The 19,481-nt window shown below is 69.5% G+C and carries 18 protein-coding genes and 1 tRNA gene; 10 read left to right on the top strand and 9 right to left on the bottom strand.

Annotated elements, in window-relative coordinates; all coding sequences use genetic code 11:
• The first annotated feature begins 80 nt into the window (after positions 1-80).
• Both nudC and VPH61_RS12040 read left to right on the top strand, forming a co-directional pair.
• Positions 81-1,031, top strand: a complete 951-nt coding sequence (gene nudC, locus VPH61_RS12045; protein WP_332063723.1) for an NAD(+) diphosphatase — start codon at positions 81-83, stop codon at positions 1,029-1,031.
• Positions 1,016-2,851 carry an ATP-dependent helicase gene (locus VPH61_RS12040; protein ID WP_332063722.1) on the top strand — a complete coding sequence of 612 codons (1,836 nt, stop codon included), beginning with the start codon at positions 1,016-1,018 and terminating at the stop codon, positions 2,849-2,851. Before nudC ends, VPH61_RS12040 begins: the two co-directional genes overlap by 16 nt.
• Positions 2,852-3,683: 832 nt before the next feature.
• Here VPH61_RS12040 and VPH61_RS12035 read toward each other — a convergent pair.
• The gene (locus tag VPH61_RS12035) at positions 3,684-5,060 is read right to left on the bottom strand and encodes a zinc-dependent metalloprotease (protein ID WP_332063721.1); all 1,377 of its coding nucleotides are present in this window, start codon (positions 5,058-5,060) and stop codon (positions 3,684-3,686) included.
• A gap of 149 nt (positions 5,061-5,209) precedes the next feature.
• On the opposite strand from VPH61_RS12035, the gene VPH61_RS12030 reads away from it, so the two are divergent.
• The 3 genes from VPH61_RS12030 to VPH61_RS12020 all read left to right on the top strand — a co-directional run bounded on the left by VPH61_RS12030 (position 5,210) and on the right by VPH61_RS12020 (position 10,213).
• A complete protein-coding gene (locus VPH61_RS12030; RefSeq protein WP_332063720.1) occupies positions 5,210-6,379 on the top strand; it encodes a YlbL family protein in 1,170 nt (389 codons plus the stop codon).
• Positions 6,380-6,450: 71 nt separating this feature from the next.
• Entirely contained in the window at positions 6,451-9,345 is a 2,895-nt protein-coding gene (locus VPH61_RS12025) for a UPF0182 family membrane protein (protein WP_332063719.1), read from the top strand.
• A gap of 1 nt (position 9,346) precedes the next feature.
• Entirely contained in the window at positions 9,347-10,213 is an 867-nt protein-coding gene (locus VPH61_RS12020; protein WP_332063718.1) for a class I SAM-dependent methyltransferase, read from the top strand.
• Between the two features lie 117 nt (positions 10,214-10,330).
• Here VPH61_RS12020 and VPH61_RS12015 read toward each other — a convergent pair whose 3' ends face one another.
• The gene (locus tag VPH61_RS12015; protein ID WP_332063717.1) at positions 10,331-11,707 is read right to left on the bottom strand and encodes a glycoside hydrolase family 18 protein; all 1,377 of its coding nucleotides are present in this window, start codon (positions 11,705-11,707) and stop codon (positions 10,331-10,333) included.
• A gap of 298 nt (positions 11,708-12,005) precedes the next feature.
• Here VPH61_RS12015 and VPH61_RS12010 point away from each other — a divergent pair.
• From VPH61_RS12010 to VPH61_RS12000, 3 genes are all read left to right on the top strand, one after another.
• Positions 12,006-12,082, top strand: a tRNA-Met gene (locus VPH61_RS12010).
• 239 nt (positions 12,083-12,321) lie between these two features.
• Positions 12,322-12,654, top strand: coding sequence for a PadR family transcriptional regulator (locus tag VPH61_RS12005; protein WP_332063716.1), 333 nt, complete (start codon positions 12,322-12,324; stop codon positions 12,652-12,654).
• Entirely contained in the window at positions 12,651-13,718 is a 1,068-nt protein-coding gene (locus VPH61_RS12000) for a permease prefix domain 1-containing protein (RefSeq protein WP_332063715.1), read from the top strand. Before VPH61_RS12005 ends, VPH61_RS12000 begins: the two co-directional genes overlap by 4 nt.
• Before the next feature lie 23 nt (positions 13,719-13,741).
• Here VPH61_RS12000 and VPH61_RS11995 read toward each other — a convergent pair whose 3' ends face one another.
• From VPH61_RS11995 to VPH61_RS11975, 5 genes are all read right to left on the bottom strand, one after another.
• Positions 13,742-13,969, bottom strand: coding sequence for a hypothetical protein (locus VPH61_RS11995; protein ID WP_332063714.1), 228 nt, complete (start codon positions 13,967-13,969; stop codon positions 13,742-13,744).
• Positions 13,970-14,258: 289 nt separating this feature from the next.
• On the bottom strand, positions 14,259-14,651 hold the full coding sequence (locus VPH61_RS11990; protein WP_332063713.1) for an SHOCT domain-containing protein: 393 nt from the start codon (positions 14,649-14,651) through the stop codon (positions 14,259-14,261).
• A gap of 53 nt (positions 14,652-14,704) precedes the next feature.
• Complete coding sequence (locus VPH61_RS11985) at positions 14,705-15,694, bottom strand: CorA family divalent cation transporter (protein ID WP_332063761.1); 990 nt, start codon at positions 15,692-15,694, stop codon at positions 14,705-14,707.
• Positions 15,695-15,774: 80 nt separating this feature from the next.
• Entirely contained in the window at positions 15,775-15,939 is a 165-nt protein-coding gene (locus tag VPH61_RS11980; RefSeq protein WP_332063712.1) for a hypothetical protein, read from the bottom strand.
• Between the two features lie 156 nt (positions 15,940-16,095).
• Complete coding sequence (locus tag VPH61_RS11975) at positions 16,096-16,578, bottom strand: YciE/YciF ferroxidase family protein (protein WP_332063711.1); 483 nt, start codon at positions 16,576-16,578, stop codon at positions 16,096-16,098.
• A 296-nt stretch (positions 16,579-16,874) separates the two neighbouring features.
• Here VPH61_RS11975 and VPH61_RS11970 point away from each other — a divergent pair, with 296 nt between their 5' ends.
• Positions 16,875-17,147, top strand: coding sequence for a hypothetical protein (locus tag VPH61_RS11970; protein ID WP_332063710.1), 273 nt, complete (start codon positions 16,875-16,877; stop codon positions 17,145-17,147).
• 16 nt (positions 17,148-17,163) lie between these two features.
• On the opposite strand, the gene VPH61_RS11965 is transcribed toward VPH61_RS11970, so the two are convergent.
• Both VPH61_RS11965 and VPH61_RS11960 read right to left on the bottom strand, forming a co-directional pair.
• Positions 17,164-17,460 carry a hypothetical protein gene (locus tag VPH61_RS11965; protein WP_332063709.1) on the bottom strand — a complete coding sequence of 99 codons (297 nt, stop codon included), beginning with the start codon at positions 17,458-17,460 and terminating at the stop codon, positions 17,164-17,166.
• Entirely contained in the window at positions 17,457-18,632 is a 1,176-nt protein-coding gene (locus tag VPH61_RS11960; RefSeq protein WP_332063708.1) for a carboxylate-amine ligase, read from the bottom strand. The genes VPH61_RS11965 and VPH61_RS11960 overlap by 4 nt, the downstream gene beginning before the upstream one ends.
• A 182-nt stretch (positions 18,633-18,814) precedes the next feature.
• On the opposite strand from VPH61_RS11960, the gene VPH61_RS11955 reads away from it, so the two are divergent.
• Positions 18,815-19,432: a flavodoxin family protein gene (locus VPH61_RS11955; RefSeq protein WP_332063707.1), complete on the top strand. Its 618-nt coding sequence runs from the start codon at positions 18,815-18,817 to the stop codon at positions 19,430-19,432.
• The last annotated feature ends 49 nt before the right edge of the window (positions 19,433-19,481 follow it).

Raw genomic sequence — 19,481 nt, 5'->3', positions numbered from 1 at the left:
AAGCAGGCAACTCGCGGCTGCGGGCGACCGCCACGCCTTCCGGCCGACTCCGACTCCGACCCGGCATCGAGGGGTGGCACGTGATCGAACCGACATCACCGGTGTTCGCGCGTTCGACGATCGACCGGGATGCCGCGTCGCGCGCCGACCCCGAACTCGCGGCGTCGCTCGACGCCGACCCCGAGACGCGGGTCGTCGTGGTGCATCGCGGGCAGGCGCTGCTCGCCGAGCGCGTCGACGGTTCGGCGCCCGCACTGCTGCTCGCCCGACCGCAGCAGCTCCCCGAGCCGGTGCTGCGCTGCTATCTCGGTCGTGACGCCGGCGCTCGCTTCGAGCTGAGGGTCTTCGACGCGGATGCCGCGGGGCGCATCGAACCCGAGGCGGCCAGGTGGCAGGGGCTCCGCGAGGCGGCGGCAACGCTCGGCGATCGCGACGCGGGCCTCCTCGTCGAGGCTGTCGCACTCGCGAACTGGCACGAGCGCCACGGTCGCTGCCCGCGGTGCGGAGCCGAGACGACGGTCGTGCAGGCCGGCTGGGCGAGGCGCTGCATCGCCGATGACGGCCTGCACTTCCCGCGCACCGACCCTGCCGTCATCGTGCTCGTGACCGACGACGACGATCGCGTGCTGCTCGGATCGAACGCCCTCTGGGCGCAGAACCGTTATTCGCTGCTCGCGGGCTTCGTCGAGCCGGGCGAGGCGCTCGAGGCCGCCGTGGTGCGAGAGATCGCCGAGGAGGCGGGCGTGCTCGTCGACCGGGTCGAGTACGTCGCCTCGCAGCCGTGGCCGTTCCCGGCGAGCCTCATGCTGGGGTTCACGGCGCGCATTGCCGAGGGCACGGTACCTTCGTCGGCGGTGCCCGACGGCGAAGAGATCCTCGAGCTGCGCTGGTTCTCACGCGACGAGATCGTCGCGGCCCAGGCCGAGATCGGGCTGCCGGGAGGCATCTCGATCGCGCGCTGGCTGCTCGAGCGCTGGTACGGCGCCCCCCTCGATACCGAGGGGGCTGGGCTCGCATGGTCGACGTCGTGACCGCCTCCGACCCCCTGCTCGACGCGCTCGACGACGAGCAGCGCGTCGCCGCCGAAGCGCTGCTCGGGCCCGTCTGCGTGCTCGCGGGCGCCGGCACCGGCAAGACCAGGGCGATCACCCACCGCATCGCCTACGGGGTGGCGTCGGGCACCTACGACCCCGCCAGGGTGATGGCCTTGACCTTCACCTCGCGCTCGGCCGCCGAGCTGCGGGCGCGCCTCCGGGCGCTCGGCGCGGGTGCCGTGCAGGCGCGCACCTTCCACGCGGCCGCCCTCGCGCAGCTCAACCACTTCTGGCCGATCGTCGTCGGCGGCGGCGCGCCTCGGGTACTCGAATTCAAGGGGCGCCTGCTCGGGCAGGCCGCCGAGCGCGCCCGGGTGCGCGTCGACACGGCGACGCTGCGCGACGTCGCGGCCGAGATCGAGTGGCGCAAGGTCTCGGGGGCCGGCCCCGAGAGCTACGCCACGCGGCTCGCCACCCGCGGTGCGCCGGGCAACCTCACCGCAGAGCAGTTCCTCGCGGTCGTCGACGCCTACGAGTCGCTGAAAGACGAGCGCCGCATGCTCGACTTCGAAGACGTGCTGCTCGCGATGGCGGGCATGATCGAGTCCGAGGCATCCGTCGCCATGCATGTGCGCGAGAGCTATCGGCACTTCATCGTCGACGAATACCAAGACGTCTCGCCCGCGCAGCAGCAGTTGCTCGACCTCTGGCTTGGCGGTCGCCGCGACCTCTGCGTCGTCGGCGACGCGAGCCAGACCATCTACTCGTTCGCGGGCGCGAGCGCCGATTACCTGCTCGACTTCGAGCGCCGCTACGAGGGGGCGACCGTCGTGCGCCTCGAGCGCAACTACCGCTCGAGCCGCGAGATCGTCGACACCGCCAACCGCCTCATGCGCGGTCGCGCGGGTGCGCTGCGGCTCGAGGCGGTCACCGCGACCGAGGCTCCGGATGCCGCGGGGCCGCCGCCGTCGTCGTCGCCCGCCACGTCGCCGGGTGCGCGGAAGCCGCAGAACGCTCCGAAGCCAGCCGGCGAGCCCTCCATCACCGAGTACGCCGACGACCTCGCCGAGGCGCGCGGGGTGGCGACCCGCATCCGCGCGAGCATCGACGCGGGCGCCGCGCCCGAGTCGATCGCCGTGCTGATGCGCGTGAACTCGCAGACGGCCATCCTCGAGCGGGCGCTCGACGAGGTCGGGGTGGCCTCCCGGGTGCGCGGTGCGTCGCGCTTCTTCGACCAGCCCGAGGTGCGCGAGGCGGTGCATGCGCTGCGAGCCGCCGCGCTCACGGTCGTGGGCGAGCCGCTCTTCAAGTCGGTCAGCGACGTGCTGCGCGCGCTCGGCTGGACCGCGCAGGCGCCCGACGGCCCCGGCGCCGTTCGAGCTCGCTGGGAGTCGCTGAACGCGATCGCCCGGCTCGTCGACGATGCGCCGCCCGGCACGACGTTCCGCGTGTTCGCCGACGAGCTCCGTGCTCGGGCAGAGGCACAGCACGAGCCGACCGTCGCCGCCGTGACCCTCGCGACGATGCACTCGGCCAAGGGCCTCGAGTGGGACCACGTCTACATCGTCGGACTGACCGAGGGCATGCTGCCGATCGCCTACGCGAAGAGCTTCGACGCGATCGACGAGGAGCGGCGACTGCTCTACGTCGGCATCACGCGGGCACGGCGGCGCCTCGAGCTGAGCTGGCCGCGGCAGGGCGGCGGGTATCGAGGCGAACGGGAGCCGTCGCGCTTCCTGCAGGAGCTCGGCACCCGCACTCGGGATGCCACGGGTGCCGCGTCGGCGTCGCGGACTCGCCCGGGCTCCCGAGCCTGATCGAGGCGCCCCGCAGGGGGTTTCGCGACTGCGTGAGGCGGTCGTCGACGAGCGACGCCACGAGTGCCGCGGCGTCGTGCACGGCCCTCGGCGTGCAGCTCGCAGCTGTGCGACCGGCGAGCTGGGCGGCGATCACCGGCCACGCGGGGTCTTCGTCGCGCCGCGAAAGTTCGAGGCAGCGCAGGCACGGTCCGTCGCCGGGCTCGATGAGCGGCCCGACCCGCGTGCCCTCGTCGTCGAACACGACCGCGAGGTGCGGCACGTCGGCGCGGAGCCACGGCAGGTGCCGCGCGGGGGAGATCACCCACGTCGCGGCGACGACCGCGAGCGACGTGCCCTCGGGCTCGGCGTCGGCGGCCGGCACCGGTTCGTAGCCGAGCATGGAGAGGTGCTCGCCGAGGCGATCGCCGATTTCTCGAGGTGCGTCGACGGCGACGCGGTGTCGCGAACCAGCGGATGCCGCGGCATCCGTCGCCCGCTCGCGCGCAGGCTCGAAGGTCGGCCCGAAGGCCGGCTCGGCCGCCTGCTCGAATGCCGGCTCGAGCAGCTCGAGGAGCGCCGCGACGCCCTCGTGCGTGCCGCCGAGTGCGAGGCCGATGGTCTCGAGGGTCGACGCCGAGGCGCCGTGGCGCAGTGCCGAGATGAGCCCGGTCTCGAGCGCGCCCGGATCGTGCAGCACGACTCGAGGGGCCGCGCCGAACTGCAGTTCGGTGGGGGAGCGCCACACGATGGGAAGGACCGGGTCGATGCGCGGGGACATGCCGTGAGCATGCCGGAATCGCGCCCCGGCCCGCGGAATCCTTCCACAGGCGAGGGCGTGCTCACCGCGCGATCAGCTCGCGGGCTCCTCGCCGTCTTCTCCGGGTGCCGCCGGCGTCTCGCCGCGCAGCAGCTGCTCGAGCGCCTGGTCGAACTCGTCGTCGGCCTCGGCCTCCGCGGTGTCGGTGCCGGTGAGGCGGGCGACGATGCGTGCCGGGTCGTCGAGGTCTTCGGCGGTCGGCAGCAGGTCGGGGTGCGACCAGAGCGCGTCACGAGCCTCGACGCCGACGGCCTCGGTGACCGCGCGCCACATGGCGGTGGCCTCGCGAAGGCGGCGGGGGCGGAGCTCGAGACCGACGAGGGTGGCGAACGCGGACTCCGCCGGGCCGCCCGACGCACGACGGCGACGGATCGTCTCGGCGATGGCGACGGACTTCGGCAGCCTGGCCGTGGCATCGGCGGTCGCCGCGTCGACCCAGCCCTCGACGAGGGCGAGCATCGTCTCGAGGCGCGCGAGAGCCGCCTGCTGCGGCTCGCTCTTCGGGCGGATGAGGGCGCCGTTGACGACGGCGTTGCGCAGCTCTTCCGTGTTCGACGGGTCGAATCCCGCTGCCAGCTCTTCGAGTCGCTCGGTGTCGATGTCGATGCCGCGCGCGAAGGCGGTGATCGCCGTGATGAGGTGCAGGCGCAGCCAGCGTGCGTGCCGGAACAGCCGTGCGTGGGCGAGTTCGCGCACTGCGAGGTAGAGCTCGATCTGGTCGGTCGGGATGTCGAGGTCGTTGCCGAACTCGGCGACGTTCTGCGGCAGGATCGCCGCCTTGCCGTCGTCGAGGAGCGGAATGCCGATGTCGCCGCCTGAGACGACCTCGGTGGCGAGCTGGCCGACGACCTGCCCGAGCTGCATCGCGAAGAGCGCCCCGCCGATGCCGCGCATCATGCGGCTCGCGCCCTCGATCATCGAGCGCATCTCTTCGGGGGCCTGCTCGCTCATCACCCGGGTGAGGGCGTCGGAGATGGAGAGGGCGACGGGCTCGGCCAGTTGCGACCAGATGGCCATCGTGGCCGCGACCCAGGCGCGCCGGGTCAGCAGTTCGGGAGTGCTCGGCAGCGCGCCGAAGTCGACGGCCTCGTCGAGCCACAGCGAGGCGACCTGGAAGGCCTGGTCGAACCGCGCCCGCTCGTCGCCCTCGATCTGGCGCTGACCGGTCGCCGCGCGCTCTTCGCCCTGCTTGACCGCGACGCTCCAGTCGATGCCGTCGTCGGCCTTGTTCATCGCCTGCTGCAACTGCGAGAACAGCGCGGCGAGGCTCGCCGGGTCGTTGGGCAGCCCTGCAGCACCGACGAGGCTCGACGGATCGATGCCGCCTCCGCCCGAGAGCATCTCGCGGAGCATCTCGCGGAACTCGTCTTCGGGGCTCCGGTCGTCGGGCTCATCTTGCCGATCGGCCACTTTCGCCACCTCCCAGTGCGTCTGGTTCCACCGTAACGCGGGCGCACGGCGGAGAGTCTGGGAAATGGCCTAGGCTGGTCGTTCCGGGTGTCCGCCCTTCGCGAACAGGGCCGGCACGCGAGTTCGAACACCGCCCGGAAGGATCTCGGTTGAGCCTCTTCGACGACGAGACCCCACTGTCGAATCAGTCCCCAGCGCAGAACCAGACGTCAGCGTCCGACGGGTCCCGCTGGAACGCCGAGACGAGCGAGGGGCGTCGCCCACTGCGCGAGCGCATCGGATGGATCGCGGTCACGGTCGCGATCGTCATCGGCGTGGTCTTCGCGTTCATGCCATCGCCGTACGTGATCGAGCAGCCCGGGCCCGTCTACGACACCCTCGGCGTCGCCGAGAACGGCGATGAAGAAGAAGTGCCGCTCATCGCGATCCCCGATGAGACGACCTACCCCACCGAGGGTGAGCTCAACCTGCTCACGGTCTCGGTCGTCGGCCGGCCGGGGCAGACGCCGAACTGGCTCGAGGTCGTCGCCGCCTGGTTCGACCGCACACGCTCGGTCATTCCCGTCGAGGCGATCTTCCCGCCCGGCATCAGCAGCGAAGACCGCGACGCTCAGAACCAGGCCGCCATGGTCGACTCGCAGCAGGACGCGATCGCGGCGGCGCTCGTCGAGCTCGACTACGACTTCCCGCGCGAGGTCACGGTCGCCGGGCTCCTCGAGGACTCGCCCGCCGACGGCATCCTCGAAACCGACGACGTCATCGTCTCCTTCGCGGGCACGCCGGTGCATTCGATCAACGAACTGCAGACGGCGGTTCGCGAGCACGGCACGGATGCCCCGGCGCAGGTGGAGATCGTCCGCGACGGCGACCCGCTGACCGTCGAGGTGACCCCGGCCGATCGCGACGGCACTCCCGTCATCGGCGTCGGCGTTCGGATGGTCTACGAGTTCCCCATCGACGTCGAGCTGCAGCTCGACGACGTCGGTGGCCCGAGCGCCGGCATGATGTTCGCGCTCGGCATCGTCGACAAGCTCACGCCGGGGCCAATGACCGGCGGCGAGATCATCGCGGGCACGGGCACCATCGACTCGGCGGGCCGGGTCGGGCCCATCGGCGGCATCCGCCAGAAGCTCTGGGGCGCCGAGCGCGCCGGTGCCGACTGGTTCCTCGCCCCCGAGTCGAACTGTGACGAGGTGACCGGCAACGTGCCCGACGGGGTCGAGGTCTTCGCCGTGAAGACCCTCGACGAGGCCCGCGAGATCGTCGAAGACGTCGCCGACGGCGAGGTCACGGGGTCCTACCCCTCCTGTCCCGCCTGAACAGGCGATTCCAAGGAACGCAACTCTAGGATGGAATCCCGATCCCATCCCGACCGAACACGAGGCCGAGAGTGTCAGCACAGTCGCAAGAACCGAGGATCCAGCGCAGGCGCGCCCCGATCGCGATCACGATCGGCGTCGTCGCCGCGCTCGTCGTCGCGTTCTTCGCCTTCGCAGGAATCTACGCCGATGTGCTCTGGTACGACCAGCTCGGTTTCCTCTCGGTGCTCACCACCGAGTGGATCGCGCGCATCGTGCTGTTCCTCATCGGCTTCGTGGCGATGGCGCTGCCCGTGTGGGGCTCGATCCAGATCGCCTATCGGTCGCGGCCCGTCTACGCGAAGCTGAACTCGCAGCTCGACCGGTATCAAGAGGTCTTCGAGCCGCTCCGCCGCCTCGCGATGTACGGCGTGCCGGTCGTGCTCGGCATCTTCGCGGGCGTCTCGGCCTCGACGCGCTGGGAGGGCACGCTCGCGTGGCTGAACCGCACGCCGTTCGGCACGACCGACCCGCAGTTCGGGTTCGACGTCGGCTTCTACGTGTTCGAGCTGCCGTTCTACCGCTCCGTCGTCGGCTTCGCCTCTGCGGTCGTGCTACTGTCGCTGCTCCTCGTGATCGCCACGAACTACCTCTACGGTGCACTCCGGGTGAGCGGCCGCGAGGTCGTCATCTCGAAGTCGGCCCGCATCCAGATCGCCGTGACCGCCGGCATCTACCTGCTCCTGCAGGCGGTCAGCATCTGGCTCGACCAGTACGCGACCGTCACCGAGACGGGCTCGCTCATCACGGGCGCCTCGTACACCGACGTCAACGCGACGATCCCCGGCCGGGGCATCCTCGCGGCCATCGCGGCGGTCGTCGCGGTGCTCTTCTTCATCACTGCGATGATCGGTCGTTGGCGCCTGCCGCTCGTCGGCACCGCGCTGCTCGTGGTTTCGAGCCTCCTGATCGGCTCGCTCTACCCGTGGGTCGTGCAGCGCTTCCAGGTCGACCCGAGCGCCCGTTCGCTCGAGGAGCCCTACATCCAGCGCAACATCGACCTCACGCGCGATGCCTACGGCATCGCCGAGGTCGAGGAGATCCCGTTCGAGGCGAAGACCGACGCCGAGCAGGGCGCGCTGCGCGAAGACGCAGCAACGACCGCGAGCATCCGCCTCATGGACCCGCTCGTGATCGGCCCGGCGTTCCAGCAGCTCGAGCAGTTCCGTCAGTACTACCAGTTCCCGTCGGCCCTCGACGTCGACCGCTACGAGATCGACGGAGCCTCGCAAGACACCGTCGTCGCCGTGCGCGACGTCGACCTCTCGGGCCTCGGCGACGCCGAGACCTGGTTCAACTCGCACCTCGTCTACACGCACGGCTACGGCCTCGTCGCTGCAGCGGGCAACCAGCGCTCGGTCGACGGCCAGCCCGTGTTCTTGCAGTCGGGCATCCCGTCGTCGGGCGTGCTCGGCGACTTCCAGCCGCGCGTGTACTTCGGCGAGTCCTCGCCGCAGTACTCGATCGTCGGTGCGCCGAAGGATGCGAAGCCGATCGAGCTCGACTACCCGTCGGGCTCCGAGGGCGCCGACCAGACGCAGACGACGTTCGAGGGCGACGGTGGACCGAAGCTCGACAACGCCTTCACGAAGCTCGTGTACGCGCTGAAGTTCCAGTCCGAGCAGATCTTCCTCTCCGACCAGGTCACGACCGATTCGCAGATCCTCTACGACCGCGACCCCGTGCAGCGCGTGCAGAAGGTCGCGCCGTACCTGACGCTCGACACGGACACCTACCCGTCGGTCGTCGACGGCAAGATCGTCTGGATCGTCGACGGCTACACGCTCTCCGACCAGTACCCGTACTCCAACAAGGTCAGCATGAGCGAGGCCATCGCCGACAGCGAGACCCAGGCACCGGCGCTCGCCTTCGACGAGGTCAACTACATCCGCAACTCGGTGAAGGCCACCGTCGACGCCTACGACGGCACGGTGACGCTCTACGCCTGGGACGAGAAGGACCCGATCCTGCAGACCTGGCAGAAGGTGTTCCCGACGACGCTCGAGCCGATGAGCGAGATGTCGGGCGACCTGATGAGCCACGTGCGCTACCCGTCAGACCTGTTCAAGGTGCAGCGCGAAGTGCTCGGCCGCTACCACGTCACCGACGCCATCCCGTTCTACTCGCGTGAAGATGCGTGGACGACGCCGAAGGACCCGACGGCCGACGCCGCCAGCCAGCTGCTGCAGCCGCCGTACTACCTGACGATGCAGATGCCCGGTCAAGACGAGCCGAGCTACTCGCTCTACTCGACCTTCATCCCCGAGGCACGCGGCGAGCAGAGCCGCAACGTGCTGCGCGGCTACCTCGCGGTCGACGCCGATGCCGGAGCGACCGACGGCGAGCGTGCCGACGGCTACGGCAAGCTGAGACTCCTGACGCTGCCCGAAGACGACAACGTGCCGGGCCCAGGCCAGGTGCAGGCGAAGTTCAACTCCGACCCGACGGTCTCCCAATCGCTGAACCTCTTGAAGCAGGGCCAGTCGAACGTGATCAACGGCAACCTGCTCACCGTGCCGGTCGGCGGCGGCCTGCTCTACGTGCAACCGGTCTACGTCGAGTCGACGGGAAGCACGAGCTACCCGCTGCTGCAGAAGGTGCTCGTCGCCTTCGGCGACCAGATCGCCTTCCAGGACACGCTCGACCTCGCGCTCGACGTGCTCTTCGGCGGCGACTCGGGTGCCGACGCGGGCGACAACGAGGTGGACCCGGGCGCCACGCCGACTCCGCCCGAGGAGGGCGGCGACGGCGGTGAGACGCCGGTCGCTCCGAGCGACGAGGTGCAGGCCCTCTTGAACGAGGCATCGGTGGCGCTGAAGAACAAGCAGGCCGCTCTCGCCGAGGGCGACTGGGCGGCATACGGTGCAGCAGACGCGAAGCTCGCGCAGATCATCGCCCAGCTGCTCGAGGCCACCAAGGAGGAGTGACGTGGTCGTCGATCTGCGTGACGGCGAGTGGCTCGACGACAACCTCGCGAACTGGGACGAACGCGTCGCGGTGCACGTCGCATCCGATATGTACGACCGAACGAGGCTTCGCGAGGGCGGCGACGTGCTCGATCCGATCGTGCGCGAGGCGCTCACCCGCCTCTACCCGAACAGGCTCGAGGGCGTGCGGGTGCTGCACCTGCAGTGCCACTTCGGCTCCGACACACTGTCACTCGCGAACCTCGGTGCCACCGTCGTCGGCATCGACTTCTCGCCGCAGGCGGTCGCCGAGGCGCGTCGCATGGCCGATGAGCTCGGCCTCTCGCATCGCGCCCGGTTCATCGAGGCGAACGTCTACGACGCCCGCCACATGCTGCCAGAGCCCGAGTCGTTCGACCTCGTGTTCACCTCGTGGGGCACGATCGGCTGGCTTCCGGATGTCGCGGAGTGGGCGCGCATCGTGTCGTGGTTCGTGAAGCCGGGCGGCCGCTTCTACTTCGCCGACGGGCACCCCGCGGCGTTCGTGTTCGACGGCGACGGCGGGCCCGGAGGCCTGCCGGTGTTCACATATCCGTATGTGAACGAGTCGCCCGACGTGATCGATGACCCGAGCGACTACGCCGACCCTGAGGCATCCCTCGCCAATGCGCGCACGTGGGAGTGGATGCATCCGCTCGGGGAGGTCTTGGGCGCGCTCCGCGACGCCGGTCTCGACGTCGAGACGTTCACCGAGCACTATCGGGTGCCGTGGCGTATCTTCCCGGCGACGGTCGACGTCGGCGACGGCATGTGGGGCTGGCCTGCCGAGCAGTGGCTGCCGCTCTCGTACGAGCTCGTCGCGTCGCCGCGCACCCCGTCGGTCGAGTAGCGCGAACCGTCACTCCGTCGGTCGAGTAGCGCGAAGCGCGTATCGAGACCACGGCCCTGAGCGGCACGGATGCCTCGGAGCGAGCACGCTCCGAGGCATCCGGCCTTCTGGGGGAGATCAGTCGAGCGGGCCCTCGTCGGCCGAGCGCAGCGTGTCGCCGAGCGCGTTGCCCAGCTCGTTGCGGTAGTCGCCCGAGAGGTCCCACCACATCGCTCCGCCGTAGCCCTGCTCGGCGAGCCATTCCGCCTTCGCGGTGACCGACTTCGGGTCGTCGAGGCTCCACCACTGGCCGCTCGCGGCGTCGAAGCGCCAGGAGGCGCCGAGCGCGGGGTCGAAGTAGCCCTCGCCGATGTCGCGGATCTCGTAGTACGGCTTCGTGCCGATCGCGGTGACCGCTGGGTCGGGCGTCCACCCGGCGCGATCGCCGACGGTCACGCCGGTCCAGCCCTGCCCGTAGGCCGCGAGGCCGACGTTGAGCTGGTCGGGCCGGGCGCCTCCGGCGGTGTAGAGCGCGATGGCGTTGTCGATCGCGAGGCCCCAGTTGTTGGCGCCGTCGGGGTGAAGGTTGCCCTGGTGGCCGGTGTTGCCGGTCCATCCGCCGGCGTAGTCGTAGCCCTGCACGTTCAGCCAGTCGATCGAGTCGAAGAGGCGAGCGGTGTTCCAGCCGCCGGCATTCGTGTTCCAGCCGCCGGCGGGGCCGAACGCGGTGAGCAGGTAGCGCTCGCCGGTCTCGGCGCCGTAGACGTCGAGCTGCGCGCGGAACTCCTCCATGAGCGCGAGGAAGTTCTCCTTGTCTTCAGGCTTCGCGTTCGCCGTCTCGCCGCCGTTGACGGGCCACTCCCAGTCGACGTCGATGCCGTCGAAGATGCCGGCCGCGGCGCCCGGGCCGCCGAGGTTGCCGACCTTCGGCAGGTCGCCCTTGAGGTAGACGTCGATGCACGAGGAGACGAGCGCGGCGCGGCTCTCGGGGGTGGATGCCGCCTCGGAGAAGTTGTCCGACCAGGTCCAGCCGCCGAGCGAGATGAGCACCTTCGTGTCGGGGCTCACCTCCTTCAGCTTCCGCAGCTGGTTGAAGTTGCCCGCGAGGCGCTGGTGCTTGTTCGCCTTGTCCTTCTTGCCGTCGACGGAGTCCTCGGCGGAGACGAGCCGGAGGTAGTCGTTCTGGGCGTCGCCCTCGCCCGGTTCGTCTGTGATCTCGCACTTCAGGTTCGTCGTGACGTTGCCGAAGGCGTAATTGATGTGGGTGACGTCGTCGATCGCCCCGGTGCGCAGCAGGTCTTCGATCTGGTAGTCGCGGGTGACCGGGGTGTCGGACATGAGGTAGCCGACCGAGCGGTAGCCGTTGATCTCGGTCGGGCCGGCGGAATCGGCGTGGTCGTGGTCGCCGTGCGGGCCGTTGCCGTGCGCGAGTGCGGGGGTGGCCGCCGAGGCGGCGATGAGTGCGGTGGCGGCGGCCGCGATCGCCGCTCCGCGGAGCAGATGGCGTGGTGACATTGAATCCTCATCGATCGTCGTCGGGGCCGTACTGGGTGAACGGTTGCGGCGACCGTAGCAAGGTCGGATGGAGTTTGGAAAGAGTCTTAACAAAGAATGGAGGATCAACTGCGTTGTGTGGCGAGATCGTTGCGGATTCCTCCATCGAATCGTGCGTCGCGTGCAGCAAGTGCTCGGGCATCGCGGTTGCGAGCAGCGGATGTCGCGGCATCCGTCGCCCGGCTTCGTCGCCGGTTCATCACCCGGCTCGCCTCGATTCGACGGAACCGAAATGTCGTGATAGTGTTTCTTCTTGTGCCGCGGGGTGGAGCAGTTCGGTAGCTCGCTGGGCTCATAACCCAGAGGTCGTAGGTTCAAATCCTGCCCCCGCAACCAAGACGAAGAAATCCCGGTCTCGAAAGAGGCCGGGATTTCTTCGTTAACACGCCGATCTCTCGGCCTGGTCGATGCCGCGCAATCGGCAGTCGCGCCCAGCGGTCTCCCGCGATCCAAGCCCGGGCCTCCCTTCGCCAGGCTCGATCGACCGCGCCTGCCGACCATGACTCACCGCTTGACGTACTACGGCACACATAGTACGTTCAGTGCGGTATACAGGAGTTCGAATGGAGGTCAGCATGATCAGCGCCGATGCGATCCGCGGCTACGTCGACCTCATGGTGCTCTCGCTGCTGCGCCGGCGGCCGTCGTACGCCTACGAGCTCGCGCAGCAGATCCACGCCGTGACCGGCACGGAGTACACGATCAAGCAGACCACCCTCTACACGGCGGTCAAACGGCTCGAAGGCGCGAACCTGGTCACCTCGTACGCAGGTGCCTCGGCGTCGGGCAAGCCGCGCACCTACTACCAGATCACGGCGAACGGGCTCGAGCATCTCGAGCAGAAGGTCGCCGAATGGCGCGACACGAAGTCGGTCGTCGACCGGTTCATCGAAGGAGCAGAAGCATGAACGTCATCACCGCCTACCTCGAGACGATGTTCAGTGCTTACCCGCAGACCCCGCGCCTGCTCGAGGCCAAGGCCGAACTTCACGCCATGATGGAGGACGCCTACACGGGCTACCTCGCCGCGGGTCTGAGCGAGAACGAGGCCGTCGGCCGGGTCATCACCGAATTCGGCAACCTCGACGAGCTCGCGCCGCAGCTCGGAATCTCGGCCGAGATCGCGCCGGGATCGGCCGCGAGCGCCCCTGCCCTGTCGGCCACGACGGTGCCTCCAGCGACCGACGTCTCCGGCGCTGCGAAGCGCCCCGCGCCGGCACCCGTCACTCGCGAGGAGGCTGAGCGATACGCCGACGTGCGCCGCCGCACCGAGCCGCGGCTGGCGCTCGCGGTGGCGATGTTCGTCGTCTCGCCTGCGCCACTCGTCGCGCTCGTGACGCTCAGCTCGGGCGGAGCGATCGGGCTCGACCAGGACCCTGCCGTGCTGATCGGACTCGCGTGCCTCTTCGTCGTCGTCGTCACGGGCGTGCTCATGGTGGTGCGTCGTGATCATGAGCTCGCGCCGTTCCGCCGGCTCGCGGCGGGCGACTTCACAACCGTTCCCGGTGTCGATCGGTGGGCTGAAGCGCTCGCGGCGGAGGTCGCGACCAAGCGGGCGACCGCATTGCAGGTCGCCATCGGGCTCTGGATCCTCGCCGCATCCCCGGTGCTCGCGATCAGCCTGCTCGCGCCGCCCGCGGTGACGAACAGCTGGATCGGCGTCGCCGTCGCCGGCACGCTCCTCATGGTCGCGACCGGGCTCCTCGTCTTCATCCCCGCCAACTGGGCGCAGTCGGTCGCCGAGACGCTCACGAAGACCGATGACGACGGGCTCGTCGGCACTGAACGCCGCAGCATCGTCGGCGTGGTCGCGGCGTTCTACTGGCCGCTCGTCGTCGCGATCTTCCTCGCCTGGAGCTTCATCGGCAGCGCCTGGGGCGTCTCCTGGGTGATCTGGCCGATCGCGGCCGTGCTGTTCGGGGCCATCGCCTCCGGACTGAGCGCGCTCGAGCGGTACCGCGCCGCCGGGTGACTCGCGCCCTCATGGGCAACGGCTCAGTCGATCGTCTCGCGGATCGCGCGGAGGGCCTCATCCAAGCTGCCGTAGCGGCGGACGACGCCGAGTCGCGGGCGCATCCACATCATCTCGTACTCGCCGCCGACCTGCTGGACGTACCCGATGATGCGCAGGGCCCCTTCTTCGAAGCGGCTGTCGCAGACCCGCCACATCGTGTCGCTCAAGGGCGTGAGGTCGACCTTCTCGCTGCTGACTGCTCGAAGCATCCGTGACCTCCAATCTTCGGTGAAGGGCCGCACGCTCCCGGCCCTGGGGGGAACCTGAGCCGGGGGTGCGTCGATCTCGCGTCTGCGTACGGCCCTTCCGTCGGTTCTCGGAACACCGACTCATTCGATTATCGGAACGGATCGCGGGCGTTCCAAGGACTTGACAAGCTCGCGAATCGGGCCGTTCTGAAGATGGAGTCTGAAAGATGGCGGAGCCGGAAACGACGGAGATCCCGGCCTCGAGCGAGGCCGGGATCTCACGGTCGGCGGGCGCCCGCCCGCGAACGCTCTACGCGGACTGCAGGGCCTTCGCCTTGAGCGCGTCGAACTCGGCCGGAGTGATCGCGCCGCTGTCGAGCAGCTGCTTGCCCTTCTCGATCTCCGACGCCGATGACGACGCGGACGAGCCCGCGACGTTCCGGATGTAGTCGGCGCTCGCAGCCTGTGCTTCTGCGACCCGTGCGGCGTTGCGCTCGGCCATGCCGCGGCCGCGTGCGATCAGGTAGATGAACGCGGCGAGGAACGGCACGAACACCAGGAAGAGCACCCAGAGCGCCTTCGCCCACCCGTTGAGCGTGTGGTCCCTGAAGATGTCGACGATCACCGTGATGAACACCCAGATGCACGCGATCACCACGTAGAACCAGAAGAGCCAGATGATGAAGTCCCAGAAGCTGTTCATGCCGGACGGCCTTTCGTTTCGTCTCACGCAGATTCACTGCGACTGCCGAGAGGCTATGACTTCGCTTTCCGGGCCACATCATGCGATTCGGATGATTCGTCGCCCCCGTTCTCGGAGGACCCGGCTCCTGCCGCCGTCTCGTCGTTCGCCGGGCTCCTGCCGAGCCATCCCCGTCGACGGAATGCGAAGTAGACGGCGAGGTCGAGCACGAGTAGTGCGGCGCCGACCACGACCCAGCCGAACTCCCACTGGATGAGCGGCAGGTTCTTGAAGTTCATGCCGTAGAGACCTGCGACGACGGTCGGGATCGCGAGCAGCGCCGCGAACGCGGAGATCGTGCGCATGTCCTGGTTCTGGCGCGTGGCGACGTTGCTCTCGTGGCTGGAGACGACGGCGTCGAGGGCGGCGTGCTCGGCCGACGCGAGGCTCGCCACGCCCTCTGCGGCATGCTCGAGGTGCTCGAGGTACGGCCGTAGCGTGGGTTCGGCCGCAGCGAGCTTCTCAAACTCGGACTTGCCGGCGCGAAGCGCCGCGGCGAGTCCCGACGCCGCCCGGTCGATCCTGCCGATGCGTTGCCGCAAGCGATAGATGCGGCGGTAGTCCTCGCGGACGCCGCTGTCGAAGACCTCGGCCTCGACCTCGTCGAGGTCGCTCTCGACACCGGCGCCGAGTTCGACGAAGTCGCGGACGACGGCATCGAGGATGCGGTACGCGGCGGAGAGCGCCGAGGTCACCGCCGGCCGGCTTCCGTCGTCGCTCCCGCCCCCTTCGGAGAGGAGCGCCTCGAGGTTGCGCCGACCCTCATCGGGCCCTCGCTGCACGACGAGGAGACCGCCATCGTCATGGAGGACCATGGCGATGTCGGTCTCCGCGCGCGTCGAGCCGTCACTCCTCGGGTTGAGATCCCACACCGTGAGGTAGCGGTGGTCGTCGAACGATTCGAATCTGGGATGCTGACGGCCCGCGATGAGGTCGGTCACCACGAGCGGGTGGAGCCCGAAGCGTCGCCGCACGTGGTCCAGATCGTTCCGATCGGGATTCACGAGGATGACGGCCCTGAAGTCCGCCGGCACGTCGGACGCTCGCCCGCGTATGTCGGGTCGTCCGCTCACACGGTGCTGCGTCACACGGTGTTGCGACCGGCGATCATCCGGATGAGCCACGCGATCACGGCGATCGCGAGGAGGACGAGTCCGACCCAGAGCAGGAAGTTCAGGGACTGCACGAGGCCACCGGTGATCGCGAGGATCACGGCGATGACGACGACGATGATCAGCAGGATGTTCATGGGAGACTCCTTTCAACGGCCCCTGCCCGAGGGCACGGGGGCCATACTGTGCCGCAAGGCTAGGCTGCGGCCGCCTTCCCCGTCGAGGGCTTGACAGGCGGCCGGAGCATGCGGATGTCGCCGGGAGGCGCCGCCCGCCCGGGCGCCGTAGGAGGGCTAGGCGAGGATCTTCTGCAGCGTGGTGCGCAGTTCCTCGCTGGTGTGGACCTCCTGGTCGAGGTTCGCCTGGAGCAACGCGGTCACGTCGGAGAGCCCCAACGTCTGCGCCGGCACGATGAGCGACTGGTAGGCCGCGATCTCGTAGTGCTCGTTGCCGAGGGCGCAGGAGAGCGCGACCTGATCCCGGAGCTTCGGCGCGCTGCGCTCCAGCGTCGAGGCGGCCTGCTTCGAGATGCCCTTCGTGCTCGGCGAGGGCGCAGTCGAGACCTTGAGGTCGACGGCGTCGAACGCCTTCCGCAGATTGGCGACCTGCTCCTTGGTCTCGCCGAGATGGTGGCGGAACAACTTCTTCACCTCGGCGCTCTTGGCCGCCTTCGCCAGTTCCTCGAGCGCGGCCAGCGAATCGTTCTCCATGGTCAGGGCCGTTCGCAGCTGGAAGTGGAACAGCTCCGTCGGGGTGTCGAGCGTCTGTCGGACCATCAGAGTTCTCCTTCGTCGTCGCGCAGGGCGGCCGGTGAAGACGGGCCGGTCCTGCTCGTGTTCCGACCATGGTGTTCCAGCGGCGTCGGGGGCGAAAAGGGGTTGCCCCGCCGGTGCTGCGTATGCATCGCGGGAGGTTCGGGCCGGCCGCGGGAACGAATCCGCCCCGGGAGTGCTCGACGCCGGAAAGTCAATCCCTATCCGCGGCGAGCGGTCGCGCGTAGCTTCGACATGCCGGTCCCGCCGTCGTGACCGTGCGCACTGCAGACGACACCGACGAGCGAGGAGCCTGCACAATGAGTTCCGTACTCGATGAACACCCACACGACGAACGCGCTGCTCGAGTGGGCGGCCTTCCCCCGATCGGGTTGTGGTGGCCGATGCTCGAGCGCCCGCTCCGACGCGAGGTGCTGGAGAACGTCGACGCGCCGTTGCGGGCCGTCGTCGTTCGGCGCATCTTCGAACTCTGCGATCTCGACCCCGGTCGCGCGCCGCGTCTCGGCGTTCGACTTGGAGAGAACGAGCGCGCCTACATCGCCGGGTGGATGCACTCGGTCGACTGGACCTGACGGGCGCCCCCGCGCATCACTCGCCGCCGTGCTCGATAGTGCGGTCGAATCGATCCCGGTCGTCGATGGTCGCCGCGAGTTCCCGCGCCACCCGGTCGAGCTCGCCGGCGGGAACGGCGAGCTGCGCATCGCTGACGCGCTGGGCGAGCGCTCGGCGGATCTCGTCCGCGTTGTGGTGGCCGAGGTCCGCGCGGGTCTGCGTGATGATGCCCTCCCACTTCGCGCGGGTCGACGCGTCGTTGTCGGCCATGATCGGTTCGTCCTGCACGGGATCGCGTGGATCTGCAGGCAGTCCTCCGGCGTCATTCGTCATGAGGCCACGCTGCCCCGACGGGCGGCGGGAGGAAAGGGGCTTGACACGAGCACGGCGACCTCGTCGATCGCCGCCGGTGCCGGTGCTCGCCGCAGCGGGCCGTCGCAGGACTCGGCGCACAGTTCGCGGAGACCGGCAACTCCCGCGCTCCCGTACCGCTCGCGTTGCCGTGCAGCGCCGGTTCCATCGCGGCGTATCCGCTCGAGTCCTTCGATCACGACCTCGAGGTCGCCTGCTGCCTCGAGCGACGGACGGAGCCACTCGACGAGCGTCTCGGCGAGGGTCCAGACGGGGCGCAGCGTGCCGGAGCGGGGATCGGGCAGGCGCGCGGCCGCGCCCCGGCGTCCTGCCTCCCACAGTGCGGCGTCGACGAGTTCGGCCGGTGCGCCGTGGCGGGCCGGGCTCCGCACCGAGGCGTCGACGACGGCACGCGTGAGCGCGGCAGCCGTCAGCGTGTCGTCGAGGGAGAGCTGCGCATCGAACACCCGCACCTCGACGGTGGGATACCGCTCCGACAGGCGAGCCGCCCACGCGATCGAGCCCGGGTCGAGCACCGCCCCCATGTCCACCAGGAGCTCGGTGCGTCGACGGTAGTCCGCCGCATCTGCGAACTCCGGCGGGCATCCGGCCGTCGGCATCCGGCGGAGGATGACATTGCGCCAGCTCTCGAAACCGGTGTCGCGACCGTGCCAGTACGGCGAATCGCCCGTGATCGCGAGAAGGAAGGGCAGCCATTCGCGGACTCCGTTCAGGGCGCGCACGCGAGCATCGGGGTCGATCACCTCGACGTGGACGTGCAAGCCGTTCACCTGGTGCTCGACGAGCATCTCGCCGAATTCTGCGGCGATGCGCAGGTAGCGGTCCGTCGGCACGATCGTCGCAGGCTCGGCGACGTCGAAGGGGGTGCCCGCCGAGAGCGGGGCGACGCTCAGGTCGCCGGCCGCGTCGCGGAGCGCCGTGCGGAACGCGGCGAGCTCCCAGCAGGCCGCTCCGATCTCGCTGTGGACCGTCGTCGCGTACTCGATCTGGGCCGCGAGGAACTCACCTCTGAGCTGCGGCGCCAGATCCTGACGGGCTGCGAGCCGGTCGAGGATGTCGCGGCCCCGGGCGATCGGCACGAGGCGACGCGGATCCACCAGCATGAACTCCTCCTCGATGCCGAATCGCAGCATTTCGACGTCCCTTCGCTGGTGCGTCGAGTGTGACCGTCGCTGCGGCCCCGCCGGAAGGGGTTGACCGGTCCGCAGCCCGGTGTTACTCGGCCGGCGTCGAGCGGGGCCCGAGCGGGCGACGGTCGGCACCTGTCTTGTCAACCCTCTCGCCGCCGCCGTACCGACCCGGCACCATGGCGGCCATGGAAGCCTCAACCCTTCGGGCCGTGGCGCTCGTCTGCACGCTGAAGCCCGGCCCCGCGCCGTCGAGCAGCGCGAAGCTCGCAACGGAGACGATGACCGAACTCGCAAGGCACGGGGTCGTCGGAGAGACCCTTCGAATCGTCGACTACGACATCCGGCCCGGCGTCGGCACCGACGAGGGCCACGGCGATCAATGGCCAGAGATCCGGCGCCGCATCCTCGACTCGCAGATCGTCGTGCTCGCGAGCCCCACCTGGCTCGGTCATCCGTCCTCCGTCGCCCAGCGGGTGCTCGAACGGTTGGACGCGGAACTCGCCGAGGTCGACGAGGAGGGCCGACCGACCATGTTCGGCAAGGTCGCGATCGTCGCCGTCGTCGGCAATGAAGACGGTGCCCACGCGGTCGTCGCCGACGTGCAGCAGGGCCTCGGCGACGTGGGCTTCACGATCCCCGCCCAGGGTTCGACCTACTGGAACGGCGAGGCCATGCAGACCACCGACTACCTCGACCTCCCGAAGACTCCGGAGAAGACGGCCTCCGCCACGGCGACGGCCGCGGCGAACGCCGCCCACCTGGCGCGACTGCTCGTCGACGCCCCATTTCCGCGGGCCGAGTGAGACGAACTCGGGTCGGCTGAGCCGAGAGGCCCGATCACACCGGAACGCC

The sequence above is a fragment of the Agromyces sp. CCNWLW203 genome (genome assembly GCF_036576125.1).
Classification (GTDB): Bacteria; Actinomycetota; Actinomycetes; order Actinomycetales; family Microbacteriaceae; genus Agromyces.
Note: the sequence above shows the minus strand (reverse complement) of the source record. Positions and strands in the feature narration are given on the sequence as shown.

Excerpts from the sequence above, each read along its gene's own strand:
- VPH61_RS12040 (WP_332063722.1), top strand. The coding sequence starts at position 1,016 with ATGGTCGACGTCGTGACCGCCTCCGACCCCCTGCTCGACGCGCTCGAC.
- VPH61_RS12015 (WP_332063717.1), bottom strand. The coding sequence starts at position 11,707 with ATGTCACCACGCCATCTGCTCCGCGGAGCGGCGATCGCGGCCGCCGCC.
- VPH61_RS12005 (WP_332063716.1), top strand. The coding sequence starts at position 12,322 with ATGATCAGCGCCGATGCGATCCGCGGCTACGTCGACCTCATGGTGCTC.
- VPH61_RS11995 (WP_332063714.1), bottom strand. The coding sequence starts at position 13,969 with ATGCTTCGAGCAGTCAGCAGCGAGAAGGTCGACCTCACGCCCTTGAGC.
- VPH61_RS11990 (WP_332063713.1), bottom strand. The coding sequence starts at position 14,651 with ATGAACAGCTTCTGGGACTTCATCATCTGGCTCTTCTGGTTCTACGTG.
- VPH61_RS11970 (WP_332063710.1), top strand. The coding sequence starts at position 16,875 with ATGAGTTCCGTACTCGATGAACACCCACACGACGAACGCGCTGCTCGA.
- VPH61_RS12000 (WP_332063715.1), top strand. The coding sequence starts at position 12,651 with ATGAACGTCATCACCGCCTACCTCGAGACGATGTTCAGTGCTTACCCG.
- VPH61_RS11955 (WP_332063707.1), top strand. The coding sequence starts at position 18,815 with ATGGAAGCCTCAACCCTTCGGGCCGTGGCGCTCGTCTGCACGCTGAAG.
- VPH61_RS11960 (WP_332063708.1), bottom strand. The coding sequence starts at position 18,632 with ATGCTGCGATTCGGCATCGAGGAGGAGTTCATGCTGGTGGATCCGCGT.
- VPH61_RS11975 (WP_332063711.1), bottom strand. The coding sequence starts at position 16,578 with ATGGTCCGACAGACGCTCGACACCCCGACGGAGCTGTTCCACTTCCAG.
- VPH61_RS11980 (WP_332063712.1), bottom strand. The coding sequence starts at position 15,939 with ATGAACATCCTGCTGATCATCGTCGTCGTCATCGCCGTGATCCTCGCG.
- VPH61_RS11965 (WP_332063709.1), bottom strand. The coding sequence starts at position 17,460 with ATGACGAATGACGCCGGAGGACTGCCTGCAGATCCACGCGATCCCGTG.